This is a genomic window from Actinokineospora cianjurensis (genome assembly GCF_003663795.1).
In the GTDB taxonomy this organism is placed as follows: domain Bacteria; phylum Actinomycetota; class Actinomycetes; order Mycobacteriales; family Pseudonocardiaceae; genus Actinokineospora; species Actinokineospora terrae.
The window spans coordinates 1,854,788-1,881,128 of the sequence record NZ_RCDD01000001.1 but is presented as its reverse complement, the minus strand read 5'-3'; the positions used below and the strand labels follow the sequence as shown (position 1 = coordinate 1,881,128).

The window sequence follows — 26,341 nt, the reverse complement described above, 5'->3', positions numbered from 1 at the left end:
CTATTCCCCATCCCCGGCGGCCACCAGCCGCAATAGGTCCTCGCCCGCCATGCCGTCCAGGTCGGCGGCCAGGTCTTGAGCGTCCACTTCGGTCTCCAGGCCCGCCAGGCGCAGCAGTTGGGTGAGCAGTCCCGCTTGCGCCAAGCGGGACAACGGGATGGCCGCGATCGCCGCCCGCACGTCCGCGTCCTCGCCACCGGTCAGTTCGGTGAGCAGGTGTTCGGCGAGGTCCGCCGGGGTCGGGTAGTCGAAGACGACCGTCGCGGGCAGGGAAAGCCCTGTGGCCGCGGCGAGCCGGTTGCGCATCTCCACCGCGGTGAGGGAGTCGAACCCCAGGTCGCGGAACGGGCGCGTGGTGTCGATCGCGCCGAGGTCGCCGTGCCCGAGGACGGTGGCGGCTTCCGCGAGCACGAGGTGGGACACGAGATCGGCGCGTTCGTGCGCGGGCGTCTCGATCACGCGGTCGCGGAACCAGCCGCTGTCTTCCGGATCGGCCTGGGTCTGCACCAGTTCCGACAGCAGCGGGCTCGGCCGGGCGGCGGTGAAGACGGGGACGAACCTGGCCCAGTCGACGCCTGCGACGGTGATCGCCCGGCTGTCACCCGCGACGGCCTCGGCCATGGCGGTGAGCGCTTGGTCGGGGGCGAGTGGGACAAGACCCTGGCGCGACAGGTCGGCCCCGGCGGCCATTCCATCACCTGCCCACGGCCCCCACGCGATGGACGTGGTGCGCGGTCTGACCGCGGCGATGCCGTCGAGGTAGGCGTTGGCGGCGGCGTAGGCGGCCTGGTTGGCGCCGCCCCAGGTCGCGGCGGCGGAGGAGAAGAGGACCAGTTCGGCGTCCGGGCACAGTTCGGCGAGGTTGCGCGCACCGTCGACCTTGCCCGCGAAGACGTGCTCGAGCGCGGCCTCGTCGAGGTCGTGGATGCGCCCGAGCCCACCGACACCGGCAGCGTGGATGACGACATCGGGTCGGTACTCGGCCACCAGCGCGGCCACAGCGTCCCGATTGGACACATCGCAGGCGACGACCGTGGCGGGGAAGTCGACCTGCGGGGCGCTCCTGCTCACCAGCACGACCTGGTCCGCGGACGCCGCTGCCCACTTGGCGACGTGTCGACCGAGCGCGCCGGTGCCGCCGGTGACCAGGACAGTCCCCTTGGGACGCCAGGTGCCCTGCGGTGCCGGGGCACGGCGGAGTCGACGGGCTTCGAGGGTGGTGGTGACGCGGACCTGGTCCTCGGTGCCGGTGAGGGCGGCGATGAGCAGGCCCGGGTCGAAGTCGGCCTCGGGGAGCTGGATGAGACCACCCCAGGTCGCGGGGTACTCGAGGGCGGCTGAACGGCCGAAGCCCCAGATGGCCCCGGTGGCCGGGTGGTCGCCGGTGGTGATCGACCAGACCTGGGTGGACCGGGGCGCAAACGTTTGCACGGTGCGCAGGGTGGCCGGGAGGTCTTGGGAGGTGACGACACCTGCCAGGGGGGTGCCGGGGTCGTCGCGGACGACGGTGGCGCCGTGGGACCTCAGGGCGTGAGCGACGGAGTCGGGGGCATCGAGGACGAGCCAGGTACCCACCAGGGTTGGCGTAACCGGTCGCGTGTGGACGGAGGTCCATTCGGCTTGGTAGCGCCAGAGGGTGGTGTCGGCTTGACGGGTGGGCCAGTAGCGCTCGACCTGGAAGGCGTACGTGGGCAGGTCGATGATCCGACCCTGGCCGAAGAAGGCTCGCCAGTCGACGGGGATGCCCTGGGTGTGGGCGGTGGCGACGGCGCGGATGAGGGTCGTGACGTCGTCGCGGCCGGTGCGCTGGGTCGGGATGCCGTCGACTAGCGCGGACAGGACGCCGTCCGGGCCCAGTTCGATGAAGCGGGTCACGCCCTGTGCGCGCGCCTCGGTGACCGCGTCGGCGAACCTGACCGTTTCGCGGACCTGCCGCACCCAGTACTCCGGGGTGCTCGGGTCACCCGTGGCGCTGCCCAGGAGCGGGATCGCCGGGGTGGCGAACGCGAGACCGCGTGCCACCTGCTCGAACTCGGCCAGCATCGGGCCCATCAGGTGGCTGTGGAAGGCGTGCGACACCGCGAGGGCCTTCACCCGGCGGGATTGTTCAACAAAACTACGATTCAACTGTTCAACAATCCTACGATCCCCCGATACTACAAGTGAACGATCCGAGTTGACGGCGGCGAGATCGACCCCCGCAGGCAGGCCGTCGGGGAACTCGTGGGCGAGGTCGGCCTCGGAGATCTCGACGGCGAGCATCGCGCCGCCGGTGGGCAGGGCGCCCATCTGGCGAGCGCGGGCGGCGACCAGGGTGCAGGCGTCGGGGAGGGTGAGGATGCCCGCGACGTGGGCGGCGGCCAGCTCGCCGATGGAGTGGCCGATGACGAAGTCGGGGCGGGTGCCCCAGCTCTCCAGCAGCCGGTAGAGCGCGACCTCCAGCGCGAACAGGGCGGGCTGGGCGATGGCCGTGTGGTCGAGGTCGGACTCGAACACCGCGAGGTCGAGGCCCAACTCCGCGCACACCTCGTCCAACGCCCGCGCGAAGACCGGGAACACCCGCAACGCGAGCCCCATCCCGGCCCGCTGGGAACCCTGACCGGTGAACAGGAACGCCACCGCCCCGCTCCCCGGCACCCCCACCACGACATCGGCCGATTCACGCCCCTCGGCCAGTGCCCGCAACCCCTCCTCCGGATCACTCGCGACCACCACCGCCCGGTACTCCAACGAAGCCCGCCCCAAAGCCAGCGACCTCGCCAGATCCACCGGTTCAGCTGTCACCTCCAGCAATCGGCCTGCCTGCGCCCGCAGTGCGCTGGCCGATCGACCGGACACCAGGAACGGCAACACCCCAGCACCGCCGGACGAGTCAGCGGGTTGCGGGGAATCGCCTTGTTCGAGGATGACGTGGGCGTTGGTGCCGCTGACGCCGAAAGAGGAGGTGGCGGCTCGACGGGGCCGGTCGTGCTCGGGCCATGAGCGGGAGGTGGTGAGGAGTTGGACCTCGCCCCAGGGGACGTGGGGGGTGGGGGCGTCCACGTGCAGGGTGGCGGGGAGGGTGCCGTGGCGGAGGGCCTGGACCATCTTGATGACGCCTGCCACGCCCGCGGCGGCCTGGGTGTGGCCGATGTTGGACTTGATCGAGCCGAGCCACAGCGGCGACGAGCGGGCTTGGCCGTAGGTCGCCACGAGGGCGGCGGCTTCGATGGGATCACCGAGGGTGGTGCCGGTTCCGTGGGCCTCGACGACGTCCACATCGGACGGGAGCAGGCGGGCGGCGGCCAGCGCCTGCTCGATCACGCGCTGCTGGGATGGGCCGTTGGGGGCGGTGAGGCCACTGGAGGCGCCGTCCGAGTTCACGGCGGAACCGCGGATGGTGGCCAGGACCGGGTGTCCGTTGCGGCGGGCGTCGGACAGGCGCTCCAGGAGCAGGACCCCCACGCCCTCGCCCCAGCCGGTGCCGTCGGCGGCGGCGGAGAAGGACTTGCAGCGGCCGTCGGCGGCTGTTCCCTCGTCGAAGCCGAAGCCCGCGAACATCATCGGTCCGGCCATCACCGTCACCCCGCCCGCGAGGGCCAGCGCGCACTCACCCGACCGCAGCGCCTGCGACGCCAGGTGCAGCGCCACCAGTGACGACGAACACGCCGTGTCGACCGTGACCGCGGGCCCCTGCAAACCCAGGCAATAGGCGATTCGTCCGGAGAGGACACTCCCCGCGTTGCTGGTGCCCAGGTATCCGTCCAGCACCTCCGGGGGCACCGAGGTCGCGTAGTCGTTGTACATCACACCTGCGAAGACGCCGGTCCGGCTGCCACGCAACGAAAGCGGGTCGATACCCGCCCGCTCCACGGCTTCCCAGCTGGTGTGCAGCAGCAGCCGCTGCTGCGGGTCCATCGCGAGCGCCTCACGCGGCGAGATCCCGAAGAACCCCGCGTCGAACCCCCCCGCGTCCGCCAGGAACCCGCCCTCGGCCCCGGTGGGCAGCGCGGCGAGGTCCCAGCCCCGGTCGACCGGCAGCGGACCCAGCGCGTCGACGCCGCCCGCGACGAGGTCCCACAGGTCCTCCGGTGTCTCAACCCCGCCCGGGTAGCGGCAGCCCATGCCGACGATCGCGATCGGCTCGACCGCCCGGTCCTCCAGCTCGCGCACCTGCTCGCGCGCCGCGCGCAGCTCACCGGTGGCCCGCTTGAGGTAGGCGAGCAGCTTCTCCTCGTCGGCCTGCGCCATGACCGTCCTCTCAGGACTTCTCGAACTCGCTGTCGAGCAGGTCGAAGATCTCCTCGGCCGACGCGGCCGCCAGGTCGGCCGTCTCGGCCTTGGCGTCCCACCTGGCGGCGAGCGCGCGCAGCCGGGCGGCGACCCGCTCCCGGTCGGAGGTCTGCGCGACCCCGCCGAGGGTCAGTTCCAGCCTGGTCAGCTCCGCGAGCACCTCGTCGGTGGCCGACGCGGGCGCCAGTTCACCGCGCAGGAACTCCGCGACCGCCCCGGCCGAGGGGTGGTCGAACACCAGCGTCGCGGGCAGTCGCAGCGCCGTCGCGGCGGCGAGGCGGTTGCGCAGTTCGACGCCGGTGAGCGAGTCGAGCCCGAGGTCGAGGAACCCCCGATCCGGCGCGACGGCGGCGGAGTCCGGGTAGCCCAGCACGGCGGCGACCTGACCGCGCACCAGTTCGAGCAGGATCCGACCGCGCTCCGCCTCCGGCGCCGCGTCCAACCGGGCGCGCACATCCGTCACGGCCCGGTTGTCCGACCGCACCAGGGCCCGCAAGACCGAAGGAACCGAACCGCGGCCGCGCAGCGCACCCGGGCTGAACACCATCGGCACCAACGCCGACTCGGCCATCCCGGACGCGGCGGAGAACAGCGCCATGCCGTCCTCAGTGGACAGTTGACCCAGTCCGGACCGCATGACCCGCCGGACGTCGGCGTCGGTCAGTTCCCCGGTCATGCCGGTGCGCTGCGCCCACGGCCCCCACGCCAGCGACACGCCGGGCAAGCCCTGCGCACGGCGGTGCTGGGCCAGCGCGTCGAGGAAGACGTTCGCGGCGGCGTAGTTGGCCTGCCCCGCGCCGCCGAAGACACCGGCCGCCGAGGAGAAGAGCACGAACGCGGTCAGGTCGGAGGTCAGTTCGTGCAGGTTGACCGCGCCCCGGACCTTCGGCGCCATGACCTTCGCGACCCGCTCCGGGGTGAGCGCGGTCAAGACACCGTCGTCGAGCACCGCCGCCGTGTGCACGACCGCGTCCACCCGGTGTTCGGCGAGCAGCGCGACCACGGCGTCGCGGTCGGCCACGTCGCAGGCGACCAGCGTGACGCGCGCACCGAGCGCGGTCAGGTCGGCGACGAGGTCGTCCGCTCCAGTCGCTTGTGGACCGGACCGGCTCGTCAGGAGCAAGTCGCGGACCCCGTGCGCGACCACGAGGTGTCGGGCCAGTGCGGCACCCAACGTGCCCGTCGCGCCGGTGACCAGCACCGTCCCGGCGAGGCCGGTCTCACCCGGGGTGATCGGCTGCCGGACCAGTCGGGGCACGAAGGCTTGCCCGCCGCGCACCGCGACCTGCGGCTCCCCCGACGACACCGCCGCCGCGAGCAACCCGGGACCATCCACGTCGACGAGCAGGAACCGGTCCGGGTGCTCGGACTGCGCCGACCGCAACAACCCCCACACCGGGGCCGCCACGAGGTCCGGCGACTCCGCCGCGACCGCGCCACGAGTGGCGACGACCAGCGGCACTGCGGCGACCCGCTCGTCGGAGATCCAGGCCCGCACCAGTTCCAACGCCCGGACCGTGGCGGCCTCGGCGCCATCGGCGAGGTCACCGGCTCCGATGAACTGGGCGACCACGACGTCCGAGTCGACGTTCGCCAGCAGGTGGTCGAGGTCCGCGTGCGCGCTCACCTCGTTGCCCGCCTCGATCAGCTCCGCACCCAGCGCGAGGTCGTCGGACCCCAGCAGGGCCCAGCGTGATGTCCCGGGGTTGGCGAGGGTGATCGGGGTGGACCAGTCCAGCCGGAACAGTGCGTCCGAAATGGACCGGCGGGCGGTGGACAGCTCCGCGCCGATCGGCCGGGCCACCAGGGAGCGCACGTGCGCGACCAGGCCGCCAGCCGGGTCCGTGACCTGCAGTTCGATCCCGTCGGCGCTTTCACTGATCCGGGCAAGCACCGTCTTGGCCGAGGTCGGCCGCAGGGTGACCCCGGACCACGAGAACGGCAGTTCGGCGGGCCGGTCCGTGCCTTCGCGGAGCAGGCCGATGCCGTGCAGTGCGGCATCGAGCAAGGCCGGGTGGATCGCGAACCCGGCCGACGGCACGTCCTCCGGCAGCCTGACCTCGGCGAACAGCGCCCCGTCGCCCCGCCACGCGGCGGTCAGCCCCTGGAACGCCGGACCGTAGCCGTACCCGAGGTCGGCGATCGACTCGTAGAAGCCCGCCAGGTCAACGGGTTCGCGCGACGAGGACCACGAGAACTCCACCGGGTCCGCCACACCGAGCAGACCCGACGCGTGCTTGGTCCACTCGATACCGTCCACACTGGAGTGGATCGACACCGAGCGGCGGCCTTCGTCATCGAGGGAACCCACCGCGACCTGCAATGACACGGCGTCCTGCTCGCTGAGCACCAGCGGCGTCCCGAGGGTCAACTCGACGACGTCCGGTGTGTCGAGCCGGGCGCCAGCGTGGGCGGCTAGCTCGACGAACGCAGTGCCCGGCAACAGGATCGTCCCCAGGACGGTGTGCTCGGCCAGCCAGGGGTGCGTGCGGGGCGAGATCCGGCCGGTCAGCACCAGGCCGTCGCCGCCTGCCAGCGGGATGGCGGCGCCCAGCAGCGGGTGATCAGCGGCGGTGAGACCGGCGGCAGCGACGTCGCCGAGCCCGCCCGACACCAGCTCCAGCCAGTACCGCCGGCGCTGGAACGCGTAGGTCGGCAGTTCGACCGGCCGCACCGGGAGGTCGGCGAACACCGTGGTCAGGTCGACCGGTCCACCGTGGACGTGCAGTTCGGCGGCCGACAGCAGGAATCGGGCCAGGTCGCCCTCGTCCCGCCGCAGGGTGCCCACCGCGACGACGTCGTCCACCGTCTCGCTGATCGCCGGGGTGAGCACCGGGTGCGGGCTGACCTCGACGAAGAACCGGTACCCGGCATCGGCCAACGCGCGGGTGGCGGACTCGAACTCGACGGTGTGGCGCAGGTTCCGGTACCAGTACTCGGCGTCCAGGGTGGTCGTGTCCAGCCACTCCCCGGTCACCGTCGACCGGAACGGCACCCGAGCGGCCCTCGGCGTGATACCCGCGAGCACGCGGCGGAGTTCGTCGGCGATCCGCTCGACCTGGGGCGAGTGGGAGGCGTAGTCGACCGGGATCCGCTTGGCCCGAACACCGTCCGCCTCGCAGTCCGCCAAGAACTGCTCGACCTCGCCCGCGACCACGACCGTGCCGGGCCCGTTCACCGCGGCCACCGACACGCGTCCGTCGTAGCGGGTCAGCCGCGAGCGGACCTCATCGGCCGGGAGCGAGACCGACACCATCGCGCCGTGCCCGCTCAACGCGACGATGGCCTGGCTGCGGCGCGTCACCACGAGTGCCGCGTCTTCCAGGCTCAGCGCTCCAGCGACGTAAGCGGCGGCGATCTCGCCCTGGGAGTGTCCGACGACGGCATCCGGCTCCACGCCGCGCGACCGCCACAGCGCCGCGAGTGACGCCATCACCGCGAACAGCACCGGCTGGACCACGTCGACCCGGTCCAGTCCGTCGCCGCTGGTCAAGACCTCCAACGGGTTCCAGTCGACGTGCGCGGCAATGGCGTCGGCGCAGGCGTGCAGCTCCGCGGCGAACACGTCGCTCGACTTGGCCAGCGTGGCCGCCATGCCGACCCACTGGGAACCCTGACCGGGGAAGACGAACGCGACCTTGCCGTCTTGCCGCTCTCCCTGGACAGCCGTGTCCAGATTGTCCAACGCGGACACCGCGGCATCGAGATCCGCGGCGACGAACGCGGCCCGGTGGTCGAACTGAGCGCGAGCGGTCGCGAGCGAGTACGCCACGTCGGCGGCGGACGGCTGTCCCTGAACCAGGTACTCCCGCAGCTTGGCCGCCTGATCCCGGACTGCGGCAGGCGTCCGCCCGGAGAGCACCCACGGCACCGGCGCGGCGACATCCGCGGGCTCCGGCTCTTCAGCCACGTACTGCTCCAGCACCAGGTGCGCGTTCGTCCCGCTGCCGCCGAACGACGACACACCAGCCCGCCGAACCCGGTCGACAACGGGCCAGGGCACCGTCTCGGCGGCGAGTTCCACCGCGCCAGCGGTCCAGTCGACGTGCGGGGTCGGCTCGTCGATGTGCAGCGTCTTGGGCACCACCCCGTGCCGCAGTGCCAGCACCGTCTTGATCACGCCTGCCACACCGGACGCGGACTGCGTGTGCCCGATGTTCGACTTCACCGACCCGAGCAGCAGCGGAACCCCACGCCCCTGCCCGTAGGTCGCGATCACCGCCTGGGCCTCGATCGGGTCGCCCAGGGTGGTACCGGTTCCGTGCGCCTCGACAACGTCCACATCGGACGGGGTCAAGCCCGCGTCCGCGAGCGCCGCCCGGATCACCCGCTGCTGCGAGGGCCCGTTCGGTGCCGTCAGACCGTTGGAGGCGCCGTCCTGGTTGATCGCGCTGCCCCGCACCACCGCCAGCACCCGGTGCCCGTCCCGCACAGCGTCGGACAGCCGCTGCACAAGGATCACGCCGACGCCCTCGCCCCACCCGGTTCCATCGGCGGCTGCGGAGAACGGCTTGCACCGGCCGTCAGTGGCGAGCCCGCGCTGCCTGCTGAACTCGGTGAACGAGGTCGGCGACGGCAGCACAGCCACGCCGCCCGCGACCGCGAGGTCACACTCGCCACGCCGCAATGCCTGCACAGCAAGGTGAATCGCGACCAGGGAGGACGAACACGCCGTGTCAACCGTGACCGCCGGACCTTCCAGGCCGAACGTGTACGACACGCGCCCGGACGCGGCGGCGGTGCCGGTGCCGGAGAGGAAGAAGCCCTCGGCGTCGCTCCCCGGTGCGAGCGCGCCGATGCCGTACCCGACGAACGAGGTGCCGACGAACACGCCCGCCCGGCTGCCGCGCCGGGTCGCCGGGTCGATTCCCGCCCGCTCGAAGGCTTCCCAGGTGGCTTCCAGCAGCATCCGCTGCTGCGGGTCCGTCGCGGTCGCCTCGCGCGGGCTGATGCCGAAGAACTCGGCGTCGAAGTGCCCCGCGTCGTGGACGAACCCGCCTTCCCGCACGTACGAGGTGCCGGGGTGGTCGGGGTCGGGGTGGTAGAGCGCGTCGAGGTCCCAGCCGCGGTCGTCCGGGAACGGCGTGATGGCGTCGGTGCCCGCCATCACCAGCCGCCACAGGTCTTCCGGCGAGTCGACGCCGCCGGGGTAGCGGCAGCTCATGCCGATGATCGCGATGGGCTCGTCGGACGCCACCGCCTCGACCTGGGTGACGGTCTCCAGCCCGAGCACGTCCGCCAGCAGGTGACCGGCGAGAGCGCGCGGAGTGGGGTAGTCGAACACCAGGGTCGCCGGAAGGCGCCTGCCGGTAGCAGAAGCGAGCCGGTTGCGTACGTCTACAGCCGTGAGCGAGTCGAACCCGAGGTCGCGGAACGCCCGGTCCGGCTCGACGGTGGTGGCGTCGGCGTACCCGAGCGCGGCGGCGGCCTGGGTGCGGACGAGGTCGAGCAGGTACCCGGCACGGTCGGCCTCGGGCAGGGCGACGACCCGGTCGCGCAGGTCGTCGCTCTCGGTCGCGGTGTCCTCGACGACGGCCTCGGGGATCTCGGCGATCAACGGGCGCCTGCGGGCGGCGGTGTAGCCGGGGGCGAAGCGCGGCCAGTCGATGTCGGCGACGGTCAGGCAGGTGACATCGGCGTCCATGGCGCGCTGGAGTGCGGCGATGGCGGCGTCGGGAGCCATCGGCCGCAGACCGCGACGGCCCAGTGCGGCGACGGCGGCGGCATCGGCCATACCCCCGTCAGCCCAGCCACCCCAGGCGATCGAGGTCGCCGGACGGCTATGGGCTCGGCGGTGTTGGGCGAGTGCGTCGAGGTAGGCGTTGCCTGCCGCGTAGGCCCCTTGCCCGGCTCCACCCCAGGTCGCGGCACCGGAGGAGAACAGGATGAACGCGTCCAAGTCGCCCGCGAGCTCGTCGAGGTGCGCGGCGCCCGCGACCTTGGCGGCAGTGACCTGTGCCAACTCCTCTGCCGTGATGTCCGCGACGGGCGTGGACTGCGCGACTCCCGCGGCGTGGACGATCGCGTTGACGGGGTGCTCGGCCAGCAGTGCGGCGACGGCGTCCCGGTCGGCGACATCGCAGGCGACAACGACAACGCCCAGCTCGTCGACGAGTTCCCGCGCACCCGGGGCGACCACGCCCCGGCGGCTGGTCAGGATGATCTTCTCGGCCCCGTTGTCGGCGAGCCACCTGGCGACCCTGGCACCCAGCGCGCCCGTGCCGCCGGTGACCAGGACGGTCCCTTGTGGACGCCACGACCGCGCGGCGGGGAGTTCACCCGCCCGGACCATGCGGCGGCCGAACACACCCCACGGCCTGATTGCGACCTGGTCCTCGTCCCCCGCGAACGCGGCCACAGCGCGGGCGATGGCCCGGTCGTCGACCTCCGCGGGCAGGTCGAGAACGCCGCTGACCTGCGACGGCCGTTCCAGGGTGGCGACGAGGCCGAGTCCCCAGACCTGGGCCTGGGCCGGATCGCGCAGCGGGTCGGTCCTGCCGACGGACACCGCGCCCCGGGTGACCAACCACAGCGGCCCATCGGACCTGACGGCCGCCAACACCTGGTCCGGTGCGGTGCCCAAGCCCAGCAAGGACACCACACCGGCGAACGTGCCCCCAGCGGGCACCTCGGCAACAACCTGCGGCTCACCGCCTGCGGCGGCGATCGCGGCGGCGAACCGAGCGGCCAACTCGTCCTGCTCGCCTGCGATGACGGCCCAAGCGCCGGACAGCCCAGGCGACTTCGGCACAGTCAACTGCCGCCACACGACCTGGTACGACCACTCGGCCACTGTGGACTCTTCGCGAGCCTTCGCCCGCCACGCGGCCAAGGCGGGCAGGGCAGACGGGTCGATCCCCAGGGTGTCGGCGTCGCCACGGTCGACCGCGGTCCAGAAGCGGACATCCTCGGCAGTGGAATCCGCGTCTGCCAAGGTTTCCAGCCAGTACCGGTCGCGCTGGAACGGGTAGGTGGGCAGGTCGACCCGGTGGCCGCTGTGGTGCCAGGTCGGGTCGATCCCCCGCACGTGGGCCTCGGCGAGCGAGACGGTGAACCGCTCCAGGCCGCCCTCGTCGCGGCGCAGTGTGGCGAGCACGATCGGGTCGGCCACCCCGGCGTCGTCCGCGGTCTCACCGATGCCGCTCGCCAGCACCGGGTGCGGGCTGCACTCGACGAACGCGCCGTGGCCGTCGTCGAGCAGGGCGCGGGTCGCGGCGGCGAACTGGACCGGGCGGCGCATGTTGGTGAACCAGTAGTGCGCGTCGAGGCCGGAGGTGTCGAGCAGGCCGCCGGTCACCGTCGAGTAGAACGGGATGTCGGACGGGCGCGGGGACACGGGTGCGAGCACAGCCAGCGCCTCGGCGCGCACGGCGTCGACGACCGGGGAGTGTCCGGCGCCGTTGATCCGGACCCGGCGGACACGGACCTGCTCGGCTTCCAGCTCCGCGACCAGTTCGTCCAGCGCCGCATGGGATCCGGCCACGGCGGCGGAGCGGGCCCCGTTGACGGCGGCGATGGTCAGGTCGCCACCGAAGCGCTCCAGGCGGGCGTTGACCTCGTCCGGCGGCAGCGACACGGCCGCCATCGCACCCTGGCCGACGAAGCGCGCCAACAGCTTGCTGCGCTCGGCGACGATCAACGCGGCATCCGCCAGGCTCAACGCGCCCGCGACGTGCGCGGCGGCGATCTCGCCCTGGGAGTGGCCGACCACCGCGTCCGGCTCGATTCCCCGGTCCCGCCACAGGGTCGCCAGGGACACCATCATCGCGAACAGCACGGGCTGCACGACGTCCAACCGGTCCAGTGGCGCCGCACCGGGCTGGTCGAGCAGGGCGGCCTCGATGGAGAAGTCGACGTGCTGCTCCAGCGCGGTGGCGCACTCGCGCACCGACTGGCGGAAGACCTCTGACTCCGCCATGAGCGCGTCCGCCATGCCGGGCCACTGGGAACCCTGACCGGGGAAGACGAACACAGTCCGGCCAGTGCGGCCCGACACGCCACGCACGAGCCCCGGCACCGACCGGTCGTCGGCGAGGGCCGTGAGTTGGTCGGCGTAGTCAGGTCCTAAAAGGACAGCACGGTGCTCGAACCGCGACCGCGCGGCCAGGGAGAACGCGACATCGGCCGGGTCGGCATCGAGGTCCTGGAGCTGGGCGGCCTGGGCACGCAGACCTGCGGCGGAGCGGGCGGACAGCAACCACGGCCCCGACTCGCGCCGGACCTCCGCGCGGTCAGGCTCGGGTGCCTGCTCCAGGATAGTGTGGGCGTTGGTGCCGCTCATCCCGAAAGACGACACGGCCGCGCGGCGGGGACGGCCGGTCTCCGGCCAGTCGCGCCGCTCGGTGAGCAGCCGGACGCCCTGGTCCCACGGCACGTGCGGGGTGGGTTCGTCGATGTGCAGCGAACGCGGGAGGACGCCGTGGCGCAGCGCCAGGACCATCTTGATGACGCCCGCGACCCCGGCGGCGGACTGGGTGTGGCCGATGTTGGTCTTCACCGAGCCCAGCAGCAGCGGGTGCGGGCGGTCACCGCCGTAGGTGGCGATGACGGCCTGGGCCTCGATCGGGTCGCCCAGCTCGGTTCCGGTCCCGTGCGCCTCCAGGACGTCCACATCGGACGCTCCAAGTCCCGCGCCGGAGAGTGCCTGTTCGATGACCTTCTGCTGGGCCGGGCCGTTGGGGGCGGTGAGACCGTTGGACGCCCCGTCGGAGTTGACCGCCGATCCCCTGACCAGCGCCAGGACCGAGTGGTTGTGCTTGACCGCCTCGGAAAGCCGCTCGACGAGCAGCATGCCGACGCCCTCGCCCCAGCCGGTGCCGTCAGCGGACTTGGCGAACACCTTGCACCGGCCGTCCGCCGCGAGCGCGCCACCCTGGGCGGCGTCGATGAACATGCCGGGGGTGGTCATGACCGTGACCCCACCGGCGAGGGCCATGTCGCACTCGCCGTTGCGCATCGCCTGGATGGCCAGGTGCAGCGCGACGAGGCTGCTGGAGCACGCGGTGTCGACGGTGAGGGCCGGGCCCTCCAGGCCGAGCGCGTAGGCGAGCCTGCCGGAGATCACGCTGGTCGCGGCGCCGGTGAGCATGTGCGGGCGGGAGCCGTCGGGGATGTCGAAGTGGCCGATGCCGTAGCCGGAGGTCGCGGTGCCGATGAAGACGCCGGTGCGGCTGCCCTTGAGCTGGGTCGGGTCGATGCCCGCGCGTTCGGCGGCCTCCCACGACGTCTCCAGCAGGAGACGTTGCTGCGGGTCCATCGCCAGGGCCTCGCGCGGGGAGATCGAGAAGAACGCCGCGTCGAAGTCGGGGGCCTCGTGCAGGAAGCCGCCGACGAAGCCGTGATCGGTCCAACCCCGGTCGCTCGGGACGGCGCCGATGGTGTCGACCTCGTCGACCAGGAGCTGCCACAACGCCTCAGGGGTGTTCGCGCCGCCGGGGAACCGGCAGGCCATGCCGACGATCGCGATGGGGTCGTCGGTGACCCGCTTCGTGGCCGTGCGCTTGGCAACCGGGGCGGCAGCGAGGAGTTGCCGCAGGTGATCGGCGACAGCGGCGGGGGTCGGGTGGTCGAACACCAGGCTGGCCGGAAGCGGTTTGCCGATCTTGAGCGCGAGGGAGTTGCGGAGTTCGACGGCGGTGAGCGAGTCGAAGCCCAGGTCCTTGAACGGGCGGCGCGGGTCGATCGACGCGGCGGACGGGAAGCCGAGCACGGCGGCGGTCTGGGCGCAGACCAGGTCGTCGAGGCGCGAGGTGTCGACCTCGGCGGTCGCGGCGGGCCGGATCAGCGAGGTCAGCAGCGGCGGGACCGGCTTGGTGGCCAGGGTCGGGCGGTCCAGGGCGAGCGCGACGACCACCGGTCCGGCGAGGGTCAGCGCACTGTCCAGAAGCGACAGGCCATGATGGACGGTCAGCGGTGGGTAGCCGGAGCGGGCGATCCTGGCGATCTCGGCCTCGCCGAGCGACCCCAGCATGCCGCCCTCGGTCGCCCACGCGCCCCAGGCCAGCGACAGGCCGGGCAGACCGGCGGACTGGCGGGCGGTGGCGAGGGCGTCGAGGTAGGCGTTGGCGGCGGCGTAGTTGGCCTGGCCGGGGCTGCCCAGGGTGCCCGCGATCGAGGAGAAGAGGACGAAGACGTCCGGGTCGGTCAGCTCGTGGAGGTACTGGGCCGCAAGCGCTTTCGGTGCCAGGACGGCGGCGAGCCGGTCCGGTGTGAGGGACTCGACCAGACCGTCGTCCAGCACGCCTGCCAGGTGGAACACGCCGGTCAGCCCGGGTAGGTCGGCGATGAGGCCGCTGAGCGCGGCGCGATCGGCGATGTCGCAAGCCATCGACCTCGCGCCGTCGACCACCGCGCGGCCGGACCGGCTGACCAGGACCACATCGCGGACGCCGGTGTCCAGCAGGTGGCGGGCGAGCGCCTGGCCGAGGGCACCGGTGCCGCCGGTGATCAGGACGGTGCCGTCCGGGTCGAGCGCGCGGGGCAGGGTGAGGACGACCTTGCCGGTGTGGCCGCCCTGGCCGACGAACCGGAACGCCTCGGCCGCGCGCCGCACGTCCCAGGTCCGGATCGGCGGTGGGGTGAGCGCGCCCTCGGCGAACAGGGCCATGATCCGGGTGAGGATCTCGCCGATGCGGTCCGTTCCGGCTTCGCCGAGGTCGAACGCGCGGTAGCCGGGGATGCCGGTGCGGACGTCGGTCTTGCCCATCTCGATGAACCGGCCACCGGGGCGCAGCAGGCCGAGCGAGGCGTCGACGAACTCGCCTGCCAGGGCGTTGAGGACCACGTCGACCTGCGGGAACTTCGTGGCGAAAGCGAGATCCCGCGAGGACGAGAGGTGGTCGTCGGCGAGTCCGGTGGCGGGCCACTTGGCGGGGCTGGCGGTCCCGTAGACGTCGGCGCCGAGGTGGCGGGCGAGTTGGACGGCGGCCGTTCCGACACCACCGGCGGCGGCGTGGATCAGGACGGACTCGCCTGGCTGGAGGTCCGCGAGGTCGACCAGGCCGTAGTAGGCGGTGGCGTAGACGACCGGGATCGCGGCGGCGGTGACGAAAGACCAGCCCGCGGGGATGGGAGCGAGCAGGCGCTCATCGGTGATCGCCTCGGTGCCGATGGCGCCGGTGACCAGACCCAGAACCCGGTCACCCGCCCGGAAACCGGTCACCCGCGGGCCGACCTCGGTGACCACGCCCGCGGTCTCGCCGCCGAGGTCGACCTGGCCCGGGTACATGCCCAGGGCGTTGAGGACGTCGCGGAAGTTGAGCCCTGCGGCGCGGACCTCGACTCTGACCTCACGATCGCCGAGTTCGCGGGGAGTCACCGGGGCGAGGGTGAGGTTGTCGAGGGTGCCGCGTTCGGTGATGTCGAGACGCCAGGACCGGCCAGGGGCGGCTAGCCCGGTGTCCACAGGGGACAATCGGGGTACCAGGGCGTCGGCGCGGATGGCGACCTGGTGTTCGCCGGTGGCGAGCGCCTTGTCGGTGTCGTCACCGTCGACCAGGACGATGCGGCCGGGGTGCTCGGACTGGGCGGAGCGGACCAAGCCCCAGATGGCGGCCTTGGTCGGGTCCACGTCATCGCCCGGGATCGCTCGTACCGCGTGGTCGGTGCGGATGACGATGAGATCACTGCCTGCCAGCGCCTTGTGCAGCCGGGGAAGCAGGTCATCCACAGTGGAGGGTTCGAGCACGGTGTGCGGCGGAACCGGCTTGTCCGTGGCGGCCGGGGACCAGGTGACGCTGTAGAGGTCGGCGGTGTTGGCGCGCTGGGGTCGGGTGATGACGCGCTCGACCTCGACGACCACCTCGCCCGCCGGGTTGATGGCCACGACGCTGATCCCGCCGCCCGGTGTCGGGGACACCCTGGCCCGGAGTTCGGACGCGCCGGGCGTACCGAGGGTGACCCCGGCCCAGGTGAAGGGGATGCCCGCTTCCTGGCTACCACCGCGCGCGGCGACGGCCTGGAGTGCGCCGTCGAGCAGCGCGGGGTGGACCAGGTAGCCGCGTTCGTCGGTGGCCAGGTCGACGTAGACGTCGTCGCCGCTCGTCCAGACCTCGCGAATGGCCTGGAACGTGGGGCCGTAGACCAAACCGGCCGCGGCCAAGCGGTCGTAGACGTGCGCGGGGTCGACCGGTTCAGCGTCCGCGGGAGGCCATGGGGTGAGGTCGTGGTCGCGGACACCGGCCGGAGCGAGGGTGCCGGTGGCGTGCCGGGTCCAGGTGTTGTCCTGTCTGGAGTGGACTGTCAGCGCGTGGCCGGTGCCGGTGGGGGTGGTGGTCAGCTGGAGGTCGATCTGGCCTGCCGCTGGAAGGACCAGCGGGCTCTCCAGGACGAGCTCGGTGAGCGCGGGGGTGCCGAGGCGGACACCCGCGTGCAGGGCCATCTCGACGTACGCGGTGCCCGGCAGGACGATCTGGCCGTTGATGACGTGGTCGGCGAGCCAGGGGTGGGTGGACGCGTCGAGGCGGGCGGTGAAGAGGTGGCCGTCCGGGCCGTCGACGGAGCCGGTGAGCAGGGGGTGGCCGGTGGCGCCGAGCGCGGTGGAGATGCCGGGGCGCGGCCAGTAGCGCTCGCGGGCAAAGGGGTAGGTGGGGAGTTCCACGACGGTGCCGCCGCCGAGCACGGCCCGCCAGTCGACGGAGACCCCGGTGACGTGCAGAGCCGCCACAGCGCGAAGGAGGGTTTCGGGTTCGTCCCGTCCCGCGCGCAGGGTGGCGGTGCCGTCGACCATCGCGGACAGGACGCCGTCCGGCCCGATCTCCAGGTGGTGCGTGGCCCCGGCACGCTCGACCGCGCCCGCGAACCGGACGGTCTCCCGGACCTGCCCGACCCAGTACTCCGGCGTGCTCGGGTCGCCCGTCGCGGTACTGACCAGCGGGATCGTCGGGCTGGCGAACGACAGCCCCGCCACGACCCGCTCGAACTCGCCCAGCATCGGGTCCATCAGGTGCGAGTGGAAGGCGTGCGAGACCTGCAGCCGCTTCACCCGGCGGGATTGTTCACCAAACCTATGATCCAACAGTTCAACAATCCTACGATCCCCCGATACTACAAGTGAACGATCGGAGTTCACCGCGGCGAGGTCGACGCCTTCGGGGAGGCCGTCGGGGAACTCGAGGGACAGGTCGGGTTCGGAGATCTCGATGGCCAGCATGGCGCCGCCGGGTGGCAGGGCCTGCATGAAGCGGGATCGGGCGGCGACCAGGGCGCAGGCGTCGGAGAGGGAGAGGATGCCCGCGACGTGGGCGGCCGCTACCTCGCCGATGGAGTGGCCGATCAGCACATCGGGGCGAACGCCCCAGGACTCCAGCAACCGGAACAGGGCGACCTCAAGGGCGAACAGGCCCACCTGCGCGTTGGCCGTCTGCTCCAGGGCCTCCGCCGAGTCCAGCGTGAACCCGGGCAACAACGCCAAGACCTCGTCGTACGCGGCAGCGAACGCCGGGAAGACCCGCAGCCCCTCACCCATGCCCAGCCGCTGAGACCCCTGCCCGGTGAAGAGGAACGCCAGCTTCCCCGGCGTCACCTCACCGCGCACCACCGCGGGCGAGTCGACGCCCGCCGCCAGCACCCGCAAGCCCTCGGCCCCGAACGCGACCGCACGCCGGTCCAGGCCCGTCCGCGTCGTCGCCAAGGACCACGCGACATCACCCAGGTCCGCTTCCACGTCCTGGAGCCGTGCACCCAGCTCGCACAACGCCGCGTCAGAACGGGCCGACACCACCAACGGCGCACCACCGGATCGACCGGCCAAGCGATCGTCCGCCGAGACGGCGGTCGACGGGCTGGTCGGATCCGGGGCTTCCTCGATGATCACGTGCGCGTTGGTGCCACTCACCCCGAACGCCGACACACCCGCGCGGCGCACCCGCTCCCCGCGCGGCCACGGCTCGGCCGAGGTCAGCAGCGACACCGCGCCCGCGGACCAGTCGACCTGGTGGGACGGGGTGTCGACGTGCAGGGTGGCCGGGAGGGTCTCGTGGCGCAGGGACTCGATCACCTTGATCACGCCCGCGACGCCGGCCGCCGCCTGGGTGTGGCCGATGTTCGACTTGATCGACCCGAGCCGCAGCGGTGCCTCCCGACCGTGGCCGTAGGTGGCCAGCAGGGCCTGGGCCTCGATCGGGTCGCCGAGGACCGTCCCCGTGCCGTGCCCCTCCACAGCGTCCACATCGGACGGAGCGAGATCGGCGGAGGCGAGCGCGGAGAGGATCACGCGCTGCTGGGACGGGCCGTTGGGCGCGGTCAGGCCGTTGGAGGCGCCATCGGAGTTCACCGCGGAGCCGCGCAGGAGTGCGAGGACCCGGTGGCCGTTGCGCTGGGCGTCCGACAGGCGCTCCAGCACGAGGACGCCAACGCCCTCGGACCACCCGGTGCCGTCGGCCGCGTCGGCGAAGGACTTGCAGCGGCCGTCGGCGGCAAGACCGCGCTGGCGGCTGAACTCGGTGAAGACACCGGCCGTCGCCATGACCGTCACGCCGCCCGCCAGGGCGAGGGTGCTCTCACCGGTGCGCAGGGACTGCGCGGCCAGGTGCATGGCCACCAGCGACGACGAGCACGCCGTGTCGACCGTGACCGCGGGCCCCTCCAGCCCGAGCACGTACGCGACGCGACCCGAGGTCACCGCTGTCGCGCCGCCGGTCAGGAGATAGCCCTCAGTGCCCTGCGGGTCGCCGACCAGCAGCGACAGGTAGCTCTGGTCGTTGGTGCCCGCGAACACGCCGGTTCGACTGCCGCGCAACGACTCCGGGTCGATACCCGCTCGTTCCAGCGCTTCCCACGACGCGCGCAGCAGCAGCCGTTGCTGCGGGTCCATGGCCAGCGCCTCGCGCGGGGAGATGCCGAAGAACGCCGGGTCGAACTCCGCGGCGTCGGCGACGAACCCGCCCGCGCTGACATAACTGGTGCCCGGGGTGTCGGGGTCGTCGGCGATGCGGACGTCCCAGCCGCGGTCGTCCGGGAACCCGGTGATGCCGTCGCCGCCGGTCGCGACCAGCCGCCACAGGTCGTCCGGGGAGCCGACGCCGCCGGGGTAGTGGCAGGCCATGCCGACCACGGCGATCGGCTCGCGCGCACCGGCCTCGACCTCGCGGAGCCGGGCCTTGGTCTGGCGCAGGTCCGCCGTCACCAGTTTCAGGTAGTCGCGGAGGGTCTCTTTGTCTGCCATCTACCAGGACCTCTCGGGCGGCGCACGACCGGCTGCGGGCGCGCGGAAACCGCACCGCGCGCAATTGGCACCTCTTCCGCGCGCCAACCATAAAGACGGCGGTCCCGACCGGACAACCCCTAGCAGGCCCCTACTACCGCACGGCCACCGGGAACTGGAGCATCCCCCTGATAATAAAGGAATCCCGGCGCCGCACCTGGCCGACCCGGCGCAGGTCCGGCAGCCGCGCGGCGAGCGCGACCAACGCGATCTCGGCCTCGATCCTGGCCAGCGCGGCGCCGAGGCAGAAATGGATTCCGGCGGAAAAGGACAACGTGTCCGGACCCGATTCCCGGGTGATGTCGAAACGCTCCGGCGCGGAATAGACCTCCGGGTCGCGGTTGGCCGCGCCCGCGCAGATCGCCAGTTCCGCGCCTGCCGCGACCAGGTGGCCGTCGAGCTCGACATCGGTGTGCGCGATGCGGCGGTACTGCTGGACCGGGGTGTCGTAGCGCAACGTCTCCTGCACCACCGCGGGGGCGAGCGAGGGGTCGGCCTTGAACATCTCCCACTGCTCCGGGTGCCGCAACAGCGCGCGCACCGCGTTGCCGATGAGGTTGACCGTGGTCTCGGTGCCCGCCAACGGGAGGAACATGCACAGCGGCACCAGCTCGTCCATCGCCAGGCGGCCGTCGTCGACGGCGGGCAGCAGGTCGCTGATCAGGTCGTCGGCCGGGTCGGCCCGGCGCTCGGCGATGATGTCGGTGAACATGACCGTCATCTCGGCGATCGCGGCCCGCACGTCCCTGGCCACCTCGACCGAGGCGACGCCGTCGAGCAGGTACGCCATCCGCCTGCTGAGCTGGAAGAACGACCGCCGGTGCCGCTCCGGGATGCCGACGAGGTCGCCGATCACCCGCAGCGGCAACTGCTGGGCGAAGGCGCTCATCAGGTTGAACTCCGCGCGCCCGGCCAGGATCCGGTCGATCAGCTCGTCGGACACCTGCTCGGCGACCGGGGTCCACCGCTGGAGCCTGCGCGGGTTGAGCGAGGGCACCGACAGCTTGCGCAGCCTGGTGTGCTCCGGCGGGTCGAGGCCGAGCATGGAGTTGTCGAACGGCATGAACTCCGGCGCCTTCGTGCCGTCCGCGCGGCGAACGCCGAACCGCTTGTCCCGCAACACCTTGTTGGCCAGCTTGTGGCTCGCGGTCACCCACACACCCAAGCCGCTGCGGTGCAACGGGCCGCGGGCGCGCACGTGCTCGTAGAGCGGGTACGGGTCCTCCGGCGCGCGCAGCAACTGCGCGTACGGGTCGCCGCGGTCGCTGACGGCCCGCAAGTGGTCTTGCCACAGCGCCATCTGCGCCCGCGCCTGGCGGTCCGCGAGGTCGGTCATGGTCCCTCCCGCGCCACGCTAGACCGCGCGTCCCCCCTAACCTCAACCCCTAGGGCCATTGCGCCGTTCCGGTCGTGGGCACCCTGGACACCATCCGGCGCCGCTGCTAGGGGTTGCCCGTCGTCACCGGCTGCCGGCACTTTGGCCCCCAGGCGCCGGAAAGTCCCCAACGCCCGCGCGCGGAGAGGACCCGGAGGCCATGGGCGCGCACGGCGTGGGTGACTCGTGGGTGCACCGGCTGCGCGCGGCGTCGCAGCCGGGCTGCCGCCTGGTCTGCTTCCCACCGGAGGGCGCGTCGGCGACGTTCTTCTTGCAGCTGGCCCAGTCCATCGCGCGGCCGGTCGAGGTGCTCGGCGTGCAGTACCCCGGCCGCCGCGACCGCAGGCACGAGCAACCGGTCGCCTCCGTCACCGAACTGGCCGACCTGGTCAGCGCCGAGCTCACCCGCCGGACCGACCTGCCGATCGCGCTGTTCGGCCACGGCCTCGGCTCGGCCGTCGCCTTCGAGACCGCGGTCCGCGTCGAACGCGCGGGCCACCGCCCCATCGCGCTGTTCGCCTCGGGCGCACCCAGCCCGTCGCGCCTGGGCGCCCCGGCCTACCTGGACACCGGTGAGTTCACCCAACCGACCCGGTTCCCCGCGCCCACCCCGCTGAGCACCCTGCGCGACGACTTGCGCGCCAGCGAGACCTACCGCTGGCACCCCGGCAACCAGGTCTCCTGCCACATCCTCACCATGATCGGCGACACCGACCCCGCCGCACCGCACGCCCCCGCTTGGCGCGAGGTCACCACCGGCTGGTTCGAACTCCAACTCTTCGCAGGCGGCCACGGGTACCTGACGTCCTTCGTGTCCACAGTGGCCAACACCGTCTCCGAACGCATCACCGCCCTCTGCACCGGCTGACCAACCCGGCAGCCAGCCGAGCTACCGCGCTCCGCCGAGGAGACCGGACGCTCCCCTGTGGACGGACAGTCCGGCGTGCAGGTCGGCGCGCTTGCGGACGCCCAGTTTGCGGTAGATCTTCGTCAGGTGCTGTTCCACCGTGCTGATCGTGATGAACAGCTTGTGCGCGATCTCCCGGTTCGTGTGCCCCAGCGCCGCGAGGGTGGCGACGCGGTGTTCGGCGTCGCTGAGGGTGGTGTGGTCGTGGGTGTCGCGGCGGGCGGGCAGGCGGGTGAGCAGGGCGCCGACGCCGCAGGCCGAGGCTTCGTCCGCGGCGTTCTTCGCCACCCGGCGGGCCCGGGTGGTGTCGCCGCGGGCGGCGATGGCGGCGGACAACTCGGCGGTGGTGACGGCGGCGGAGTAGCGGTCGCCGGTGGCGCGGAAGGAATCGGCCGCTTCTTGGAGCAGGCGAACGGGTTGGTGGCCCGCGAGGGCGAAGACGCGGACCGTCCTGGCGCGGGTGTGGTGGGCGGCCGCGGCGGGCAGGTCGGCCTGGGCGCGGGCCAGGTGGGTCGCGGCGCGGCGCCTGCCGAAGCGCAGGTGGGCCTCGGCGAGGTCGGTGCGCCAGGGGACGAGACCGGGCAGGTCGACGCCCGCGGCGGTGACGACGCGGCCGCACGCCTGGAAGTCGGCGATGGCGGCGAGGACCCGGTCCGAGGCGAGGTAGTGGTGGCCGCGGGCGCGCAGGTACCTGGCGCCGATCAGGGTGTCGCCCATGTCGTCCGGCACGACCTCGCGCAGCGCGGGGCTGTCGGTGATCCCCATGGCCGTGTCCGCGGCGATCATCGTCGCCAGCGGCAGCCCGATCAGCACGCCCCACGACCGCGCGGGCAGCAGTTCCAGGCTGCGCTGGGCCGTCTCGCACGCCGACCGGACCGCGCCCTGGCGCAGTTCGACCTCCGCGCTCACCGCCCCGAGCAGGGCCAACCAGGTCGTCGCCCTGCGCTGCTCAGCCTCACCGATCAGCTTGAGGCACCACCGCTCGGCCAGGTCGACCCGGTCCGCCAGCACCAGCGCGGTCACCGCGCCCGCCAGCACCTCGACCGTGCGGTCCCCGAGCGGGCACGCGTGCAGCACCTGCTCGGCGTTGGCCACCACATCGGTCAACGCCCCGCCGGTGAGCCCGGGGAGCAACGCGGCCGCGGCCCGCTCCCACGGGGTGAACGCCGACACCGACAGCCGGGTGCCGCGGATCCACTGGTTGGCGAAGGCCAGTCCGATGTCCTCTGTGGAGCTCTCCGGTTCGCTGTGCCACAACGTGAACCTCAGCGCGGTCACAGGGTCCACTTCGGACAGGAAGTGCGCGTCGGCCGGGTTGTGCCGCCAGAGCGCGCCTGCCAGGTCGGCGGCGGTCTGCTCCCGGACCCGACCGGAGGTCATCGGCAGGACGAGTTCGAGGCAGCGGACCGCGAACTCGCCGCGGTCGGTGGCGATGGCGTCGAGCGCGGCCGCCCGCAGCACCTCGACCACCCACTCGTCCACGACCTGCTCGTCCACCTCGCCGGAGGCGACCACCAGCCGGGCGACGTCCATCGGTCGCGCGCGACGCCGGTGCAGGACCCGCGCCGCGCGCAGGTGTAATCGGGCGGACTCGGCAGGCGTGAGACCACCGAGCACGGCGGTGCGGATCGCCTCGTGCCGCAGCCGCCAGCCCACCAGCACCCCGGCCGAGGTGAGCACGCCGGTCAGCCGCGCGGCCACCGCCTCGGTCTGGTCGGTCAGCTCGGCCAGCGCGCCAGGCGACGACCAGGTCTCCAGCACCGCCAGCGCCCTGGCGACGGCGAGCAGCCGCGGCTCCCAGCGGTGCAGGCAGGCGACGACGGCCTGGCGGAAGGCGAACCCCGGCTCGGCGGCGGTCGGGTCGGACCGGTTGTCGGCGATCAGCGCGTGCAGCAGCAGCGGGTTCCCGCCGGTGACGCGGTGGTAGGCGACGGCGGCGGTGTCGTCGCCGAGTTCGGCGCGCAGCAGTTCGGCGACCCCGGACTCGGTCAGCAGCCCCAGCCGCAGCCGGTGGTCGGCGTGCGTGGTCAACGGCCCGGACAGCAGCTCCCAGTCGGTCACCACCAGCAGCACCGGCAGGCCGACGGCCCTGGTGCGCAGGCGCGCCAGCAGCCCGAGCGACGCGGCGTCCACGTGCTGGACGTCGTCTACCGCGAGCACCACGGACCGCTCCCGCGCCACACCGAGGACCCGGTCGACGAACTCGCCCTCCGCCGCGGGCAGCCCGGACTCCAGCTGGCGGACCGCGCCAAGCGGGATGTCCCGCTCCCCGCGCGACCCGGACGCCGACAGCAGCAGCGCCCCGGAGTCGGCGACCCGGTCGGCGAACAGGTCGAGCAGGCTCGACTTGCCGCTGGCAGGCCCGCCTGCCACCGCGACCACCCTGGCACCGCCCAACGCGCACTCGGCCAGGTGGCCGACCAACGCCTCGACCGCGCTGCCGCGTTCGACCAGTGCCATCCGGCCTTCCCTCCACACCCGGCGAGCGGCGTCCGACCCGGCAATCTACTCCGCTCGGCGGGTATCGGAGAAGTGACGACCATTGCCGGGAAGACATTTTCCCGTTAACGCCACGGGCCTGCCCGCCTTATGCCGGACCGGGGTCGAATAGGGGTGGACAGGGGTGGACACCCGACTCCCCTGCTCGACCTACCCGCAGGTCAGGAGCGATTGATGCCGGTACCGGGGTGGTGGGCGGGTTCCACCGGTCGGATAGGGGGTTGTCCGGCGGCGGCAGGCCCTGGGATCGTCGGATTTCGGCGGCAGGAGAAACAGCCGTCGAGCATTCCCCAGCGATTCCGCACCAGCGCGGACATTGCGGCGGGCACCGCCAAGAGCGGCACCGTGGCACCATCGCCAGGTAGGGACTCGCGGGGAGAGAGGACTAGAGGGATGAGCACGGATCTGTGGCTGCGTCGGTTCCACCCGGCACCGCAAGCGGCCACGCGGCTGTTGTGCCTACCGCACGCAGGTGGCTCTGCCAGCTACTTCTTCCCGGTGTCGCGCGCGCTGAGCCCTCGGATCGAGGTCGTGGCCGTGCAGTACCCGGGGCGGCAGGACCGGCGCCTCGAACCGTGCGTCGAGACCATCGCCGAGCTGGCCGACCAGATCGCCGACGTGCTCCCCCCGTACCTCGACAAGCCGCTGACCGTCTTCGGGCACAGCATGGGCGCCTCGGTGGGCTTCGAGCTGGCGCTGCGGCTGCAGGAGCGCGGGACCGCGGTGCACGGCCTGGTCGTGTCCGGCCGCCGCGCCCCGTCCGCGCTGCGCGACGAGCGCAACCACGAACTCGACGACGACGGCCTGATCCGCGAGATCAAGCGGCTCGACGGCACCGAGTCCCAGCTGCTCGACGACGACGAGATCCTGCGCATGGTGCTGCCCTCGATCCGCGCGGACTACAAGGCGGCCGAGACCTACCGGCGCGTCGACGGCCCCCGCCTCAAGGCCAGGGTGCTGGCGCTGACCGGGGACAGCGACCCCAAGGCCACGCTGGCCGAGGTGGACAAGTGGGCCGACCACACCGACGGCGGCTACGAGCGCGAGGTCTACCCCGGCGGGCACTTCTACCTCAACAGCCACGTCCCCGCGGTGCTCGACCGGATCCGCGCGCACGTCGGCTCGCTCTCCACAGTGGACTAGTCCGCGGACCGGTCGACCGGCGCATCCGGGACGGCGCAGTACCTGTGGTGCGCTGACCGCCCCGCGCGGTGTCGGCGGCGCGGGGCGTGCGAGGCTCACCAGGTCACGACGGAGCCTGGGAGCCGCAGCGATGATCGACGTGTTGTCCCCCGCCCTGACCTGGGTCTCGGTCGGGGCGGCGGTGTGGGCGTTGGTGCTCGTGCTGCTGAACCGGCCGCTGCCGATCGAGCGCGTCGACGGCAAGGCATACCTCGCGCTGTTGGCGCTGATCGAGCTCGGCCTGCTCACACAAGCCGTGCTCGGGTTCATCAAGCTCGCTGGGGCCGACCACGACGTGCCCGGCCTGTCTTACGGCGGTTACCTGCTCGGCTCGCTGTTGATCCTGCCTGTCGCGTTGTACTGGTCACTGGCCGAGCGCACCCGCTGGGGCACGGCGGTGCTGGTCGTCGGCACCCTGGTGATCCCGGTGATGATCGTGCGGATGGGTCAGGTGTGGGCCCATGGCTGAGGCACCGAACCCCACCCGCTCCGGGCCGGGCAGGCTGCTGATCGCGGTCTACGCCATCTTCGCGCTGGCCGCGTGCGCGCGGTCGGCCAGCCAGATCAGCACCCACTTCTCCCGCGCGCCGCTGGCCTACCTGCTCTCGGCGTTCGCGGCCGTCGTCTACGTCGTGGCGACCGTGTGCCTCGCTAGAGGGACGAGGACGTCCCGCCGGGTCGCGGTGGTCTCTTGTGTGGTCGAACTCGTCGGCGTGCTGCTAATCGGAACGTTCAGCCTGGTCCTGCCCGACGCATTTCCGGACGCGACCGTCTGGTCGGTATTCGGTAGGGGATACGGTTTCGTGCCGCTCGTCCTCCCGGTTCTCGGATTGCTCTGGATTCGCCGTACCGCACGGTGAACACCCATTGCGGCCAACCGGGCACCCGCGTATCGGACTAGGCC

7 protein-coding genes and 1 pseudogene are annotated in these 26,341 nt (G+C 72.4%); 4 read left to right on the top strand and 4 right to left on the bottom strand.

Annotated features, from left to right (window positions below; translation table 11 throughout):
* The 3 genes and pseudogenes from CLV68_RS08895 to CLV68_RS08820 form a co-directional block, all read right to left on the bottom strand.
* Window positions 1–4,221 (bottom strand): annotated as a pseudogene (locus CLV68_RS08895) (type I polyketide synthase); the annotation flags it as partial.
* 19 nt (window positions 4,222–4,240) lie between these two features.
* Complete coding sequence (locus tag CLV68_RS34495) at window positions 4,241–19,435, bottom strand: type I polyketide synthase (RefSeq protein ID WP_211346447.1); 15,195 nt, start codon at window positions 19,433–19,435, stop codon at window positions 4,241–4,243.
* Between the two features lie 133 nt (window positions 19,436–19,568).
* A complete protein-coding gene (locus CLV68_RS08820) occupies window positions 19,569–20,810 on the bottom strand; it encodes a cytochrome P450 (protein WP_121389957.1) in 1,242 nt (413 codons plus the stop codon).
* A 199-nt stretch (window positions 20,811–21,009) separates the two neighbouring features.
* Here CLV68_RS08820 and CLV68_RS08815 point away from each other — a divergent pair, with 199 nt between their 5' ends.
* Complete coding sequence (locus tag CLV68_RS08815) at window positions 21,010–21,717, top strand: thioesterase II family protein (RefSeq protein ID WP_121389956.1); 708 nt, start codon at window positions 21,010–21,012, stop codon at window positions 21,715–21,717.
* 21 nt (window positions 21,718–21,738) lie between these two features.
* On the opposite strand, the gene CLV68_RS08810 is transcribed toward CLV68_RS08815, so the two are convergent.
* Complete coding sequence (locus tag CLV68_RS08810) at window positions 21,739–24,216, bottom strand: LuxR C-terminal-related transcriptional regulator (RefSeq protein WP_121389955.1); 2,478 nt, start codon at window positions 24,214–24,216, stop codon at window positions 21,739–21,741.
* A gap of 432 nt (window positions 24,217–24,648) precedes the next feature.
* Here CLV68_RS08810 and CLV68_RS08805 point away from each other — a divergent pair, with 432 nt between their 5' ends.
* The 3 genes from CLV68_RS08805 to CLV68_RS08795 all read left to right on the top strand — a co-directional run bounded on the left by CLV68_RS08805 (window position 24,649) and on the right by CLV68_RS08795 (window position 26,297).
* Window positions 24,649–25,398 carry a thioesterase II family protein gene (locus CLV68_RS08805; protein WP_121389954.1) on the top strand — a complete coding sequence of 250 codons (750 nt, stop codon included), beginning with the start codon at window positions 24,649–24,651 and terminating at the stop codon, window positions 25,396–25,398.
* A gap of 130 nt (window positions 25,399–25,528) precedes the next feature.
* A complete protein-coding gene (locus tag CLV68_RS08800) occupies window positions 25,529–25,906 on the top strand; it encodes a hypothetical protein (RefSeq protein WP_121389953.1) in 378 nt (125 codons plus the stop codon).
* A complete protein-coding gene (locus CLV68_RS08795) occupies window positions 25,899–26,297 on the top strand; it encodes a hypothetical protein (RefSeq protein ID WP_121389952.1) in 399 nt (132 codons plus the stop codon). The genes CLV68_RS08800 and CLV68_RS08795 overlap by 8 nt, the downstream gene beginning before the upstream one ends.
* Window positions 26,298–26,341: the final 44 nt, after the last annotated feature.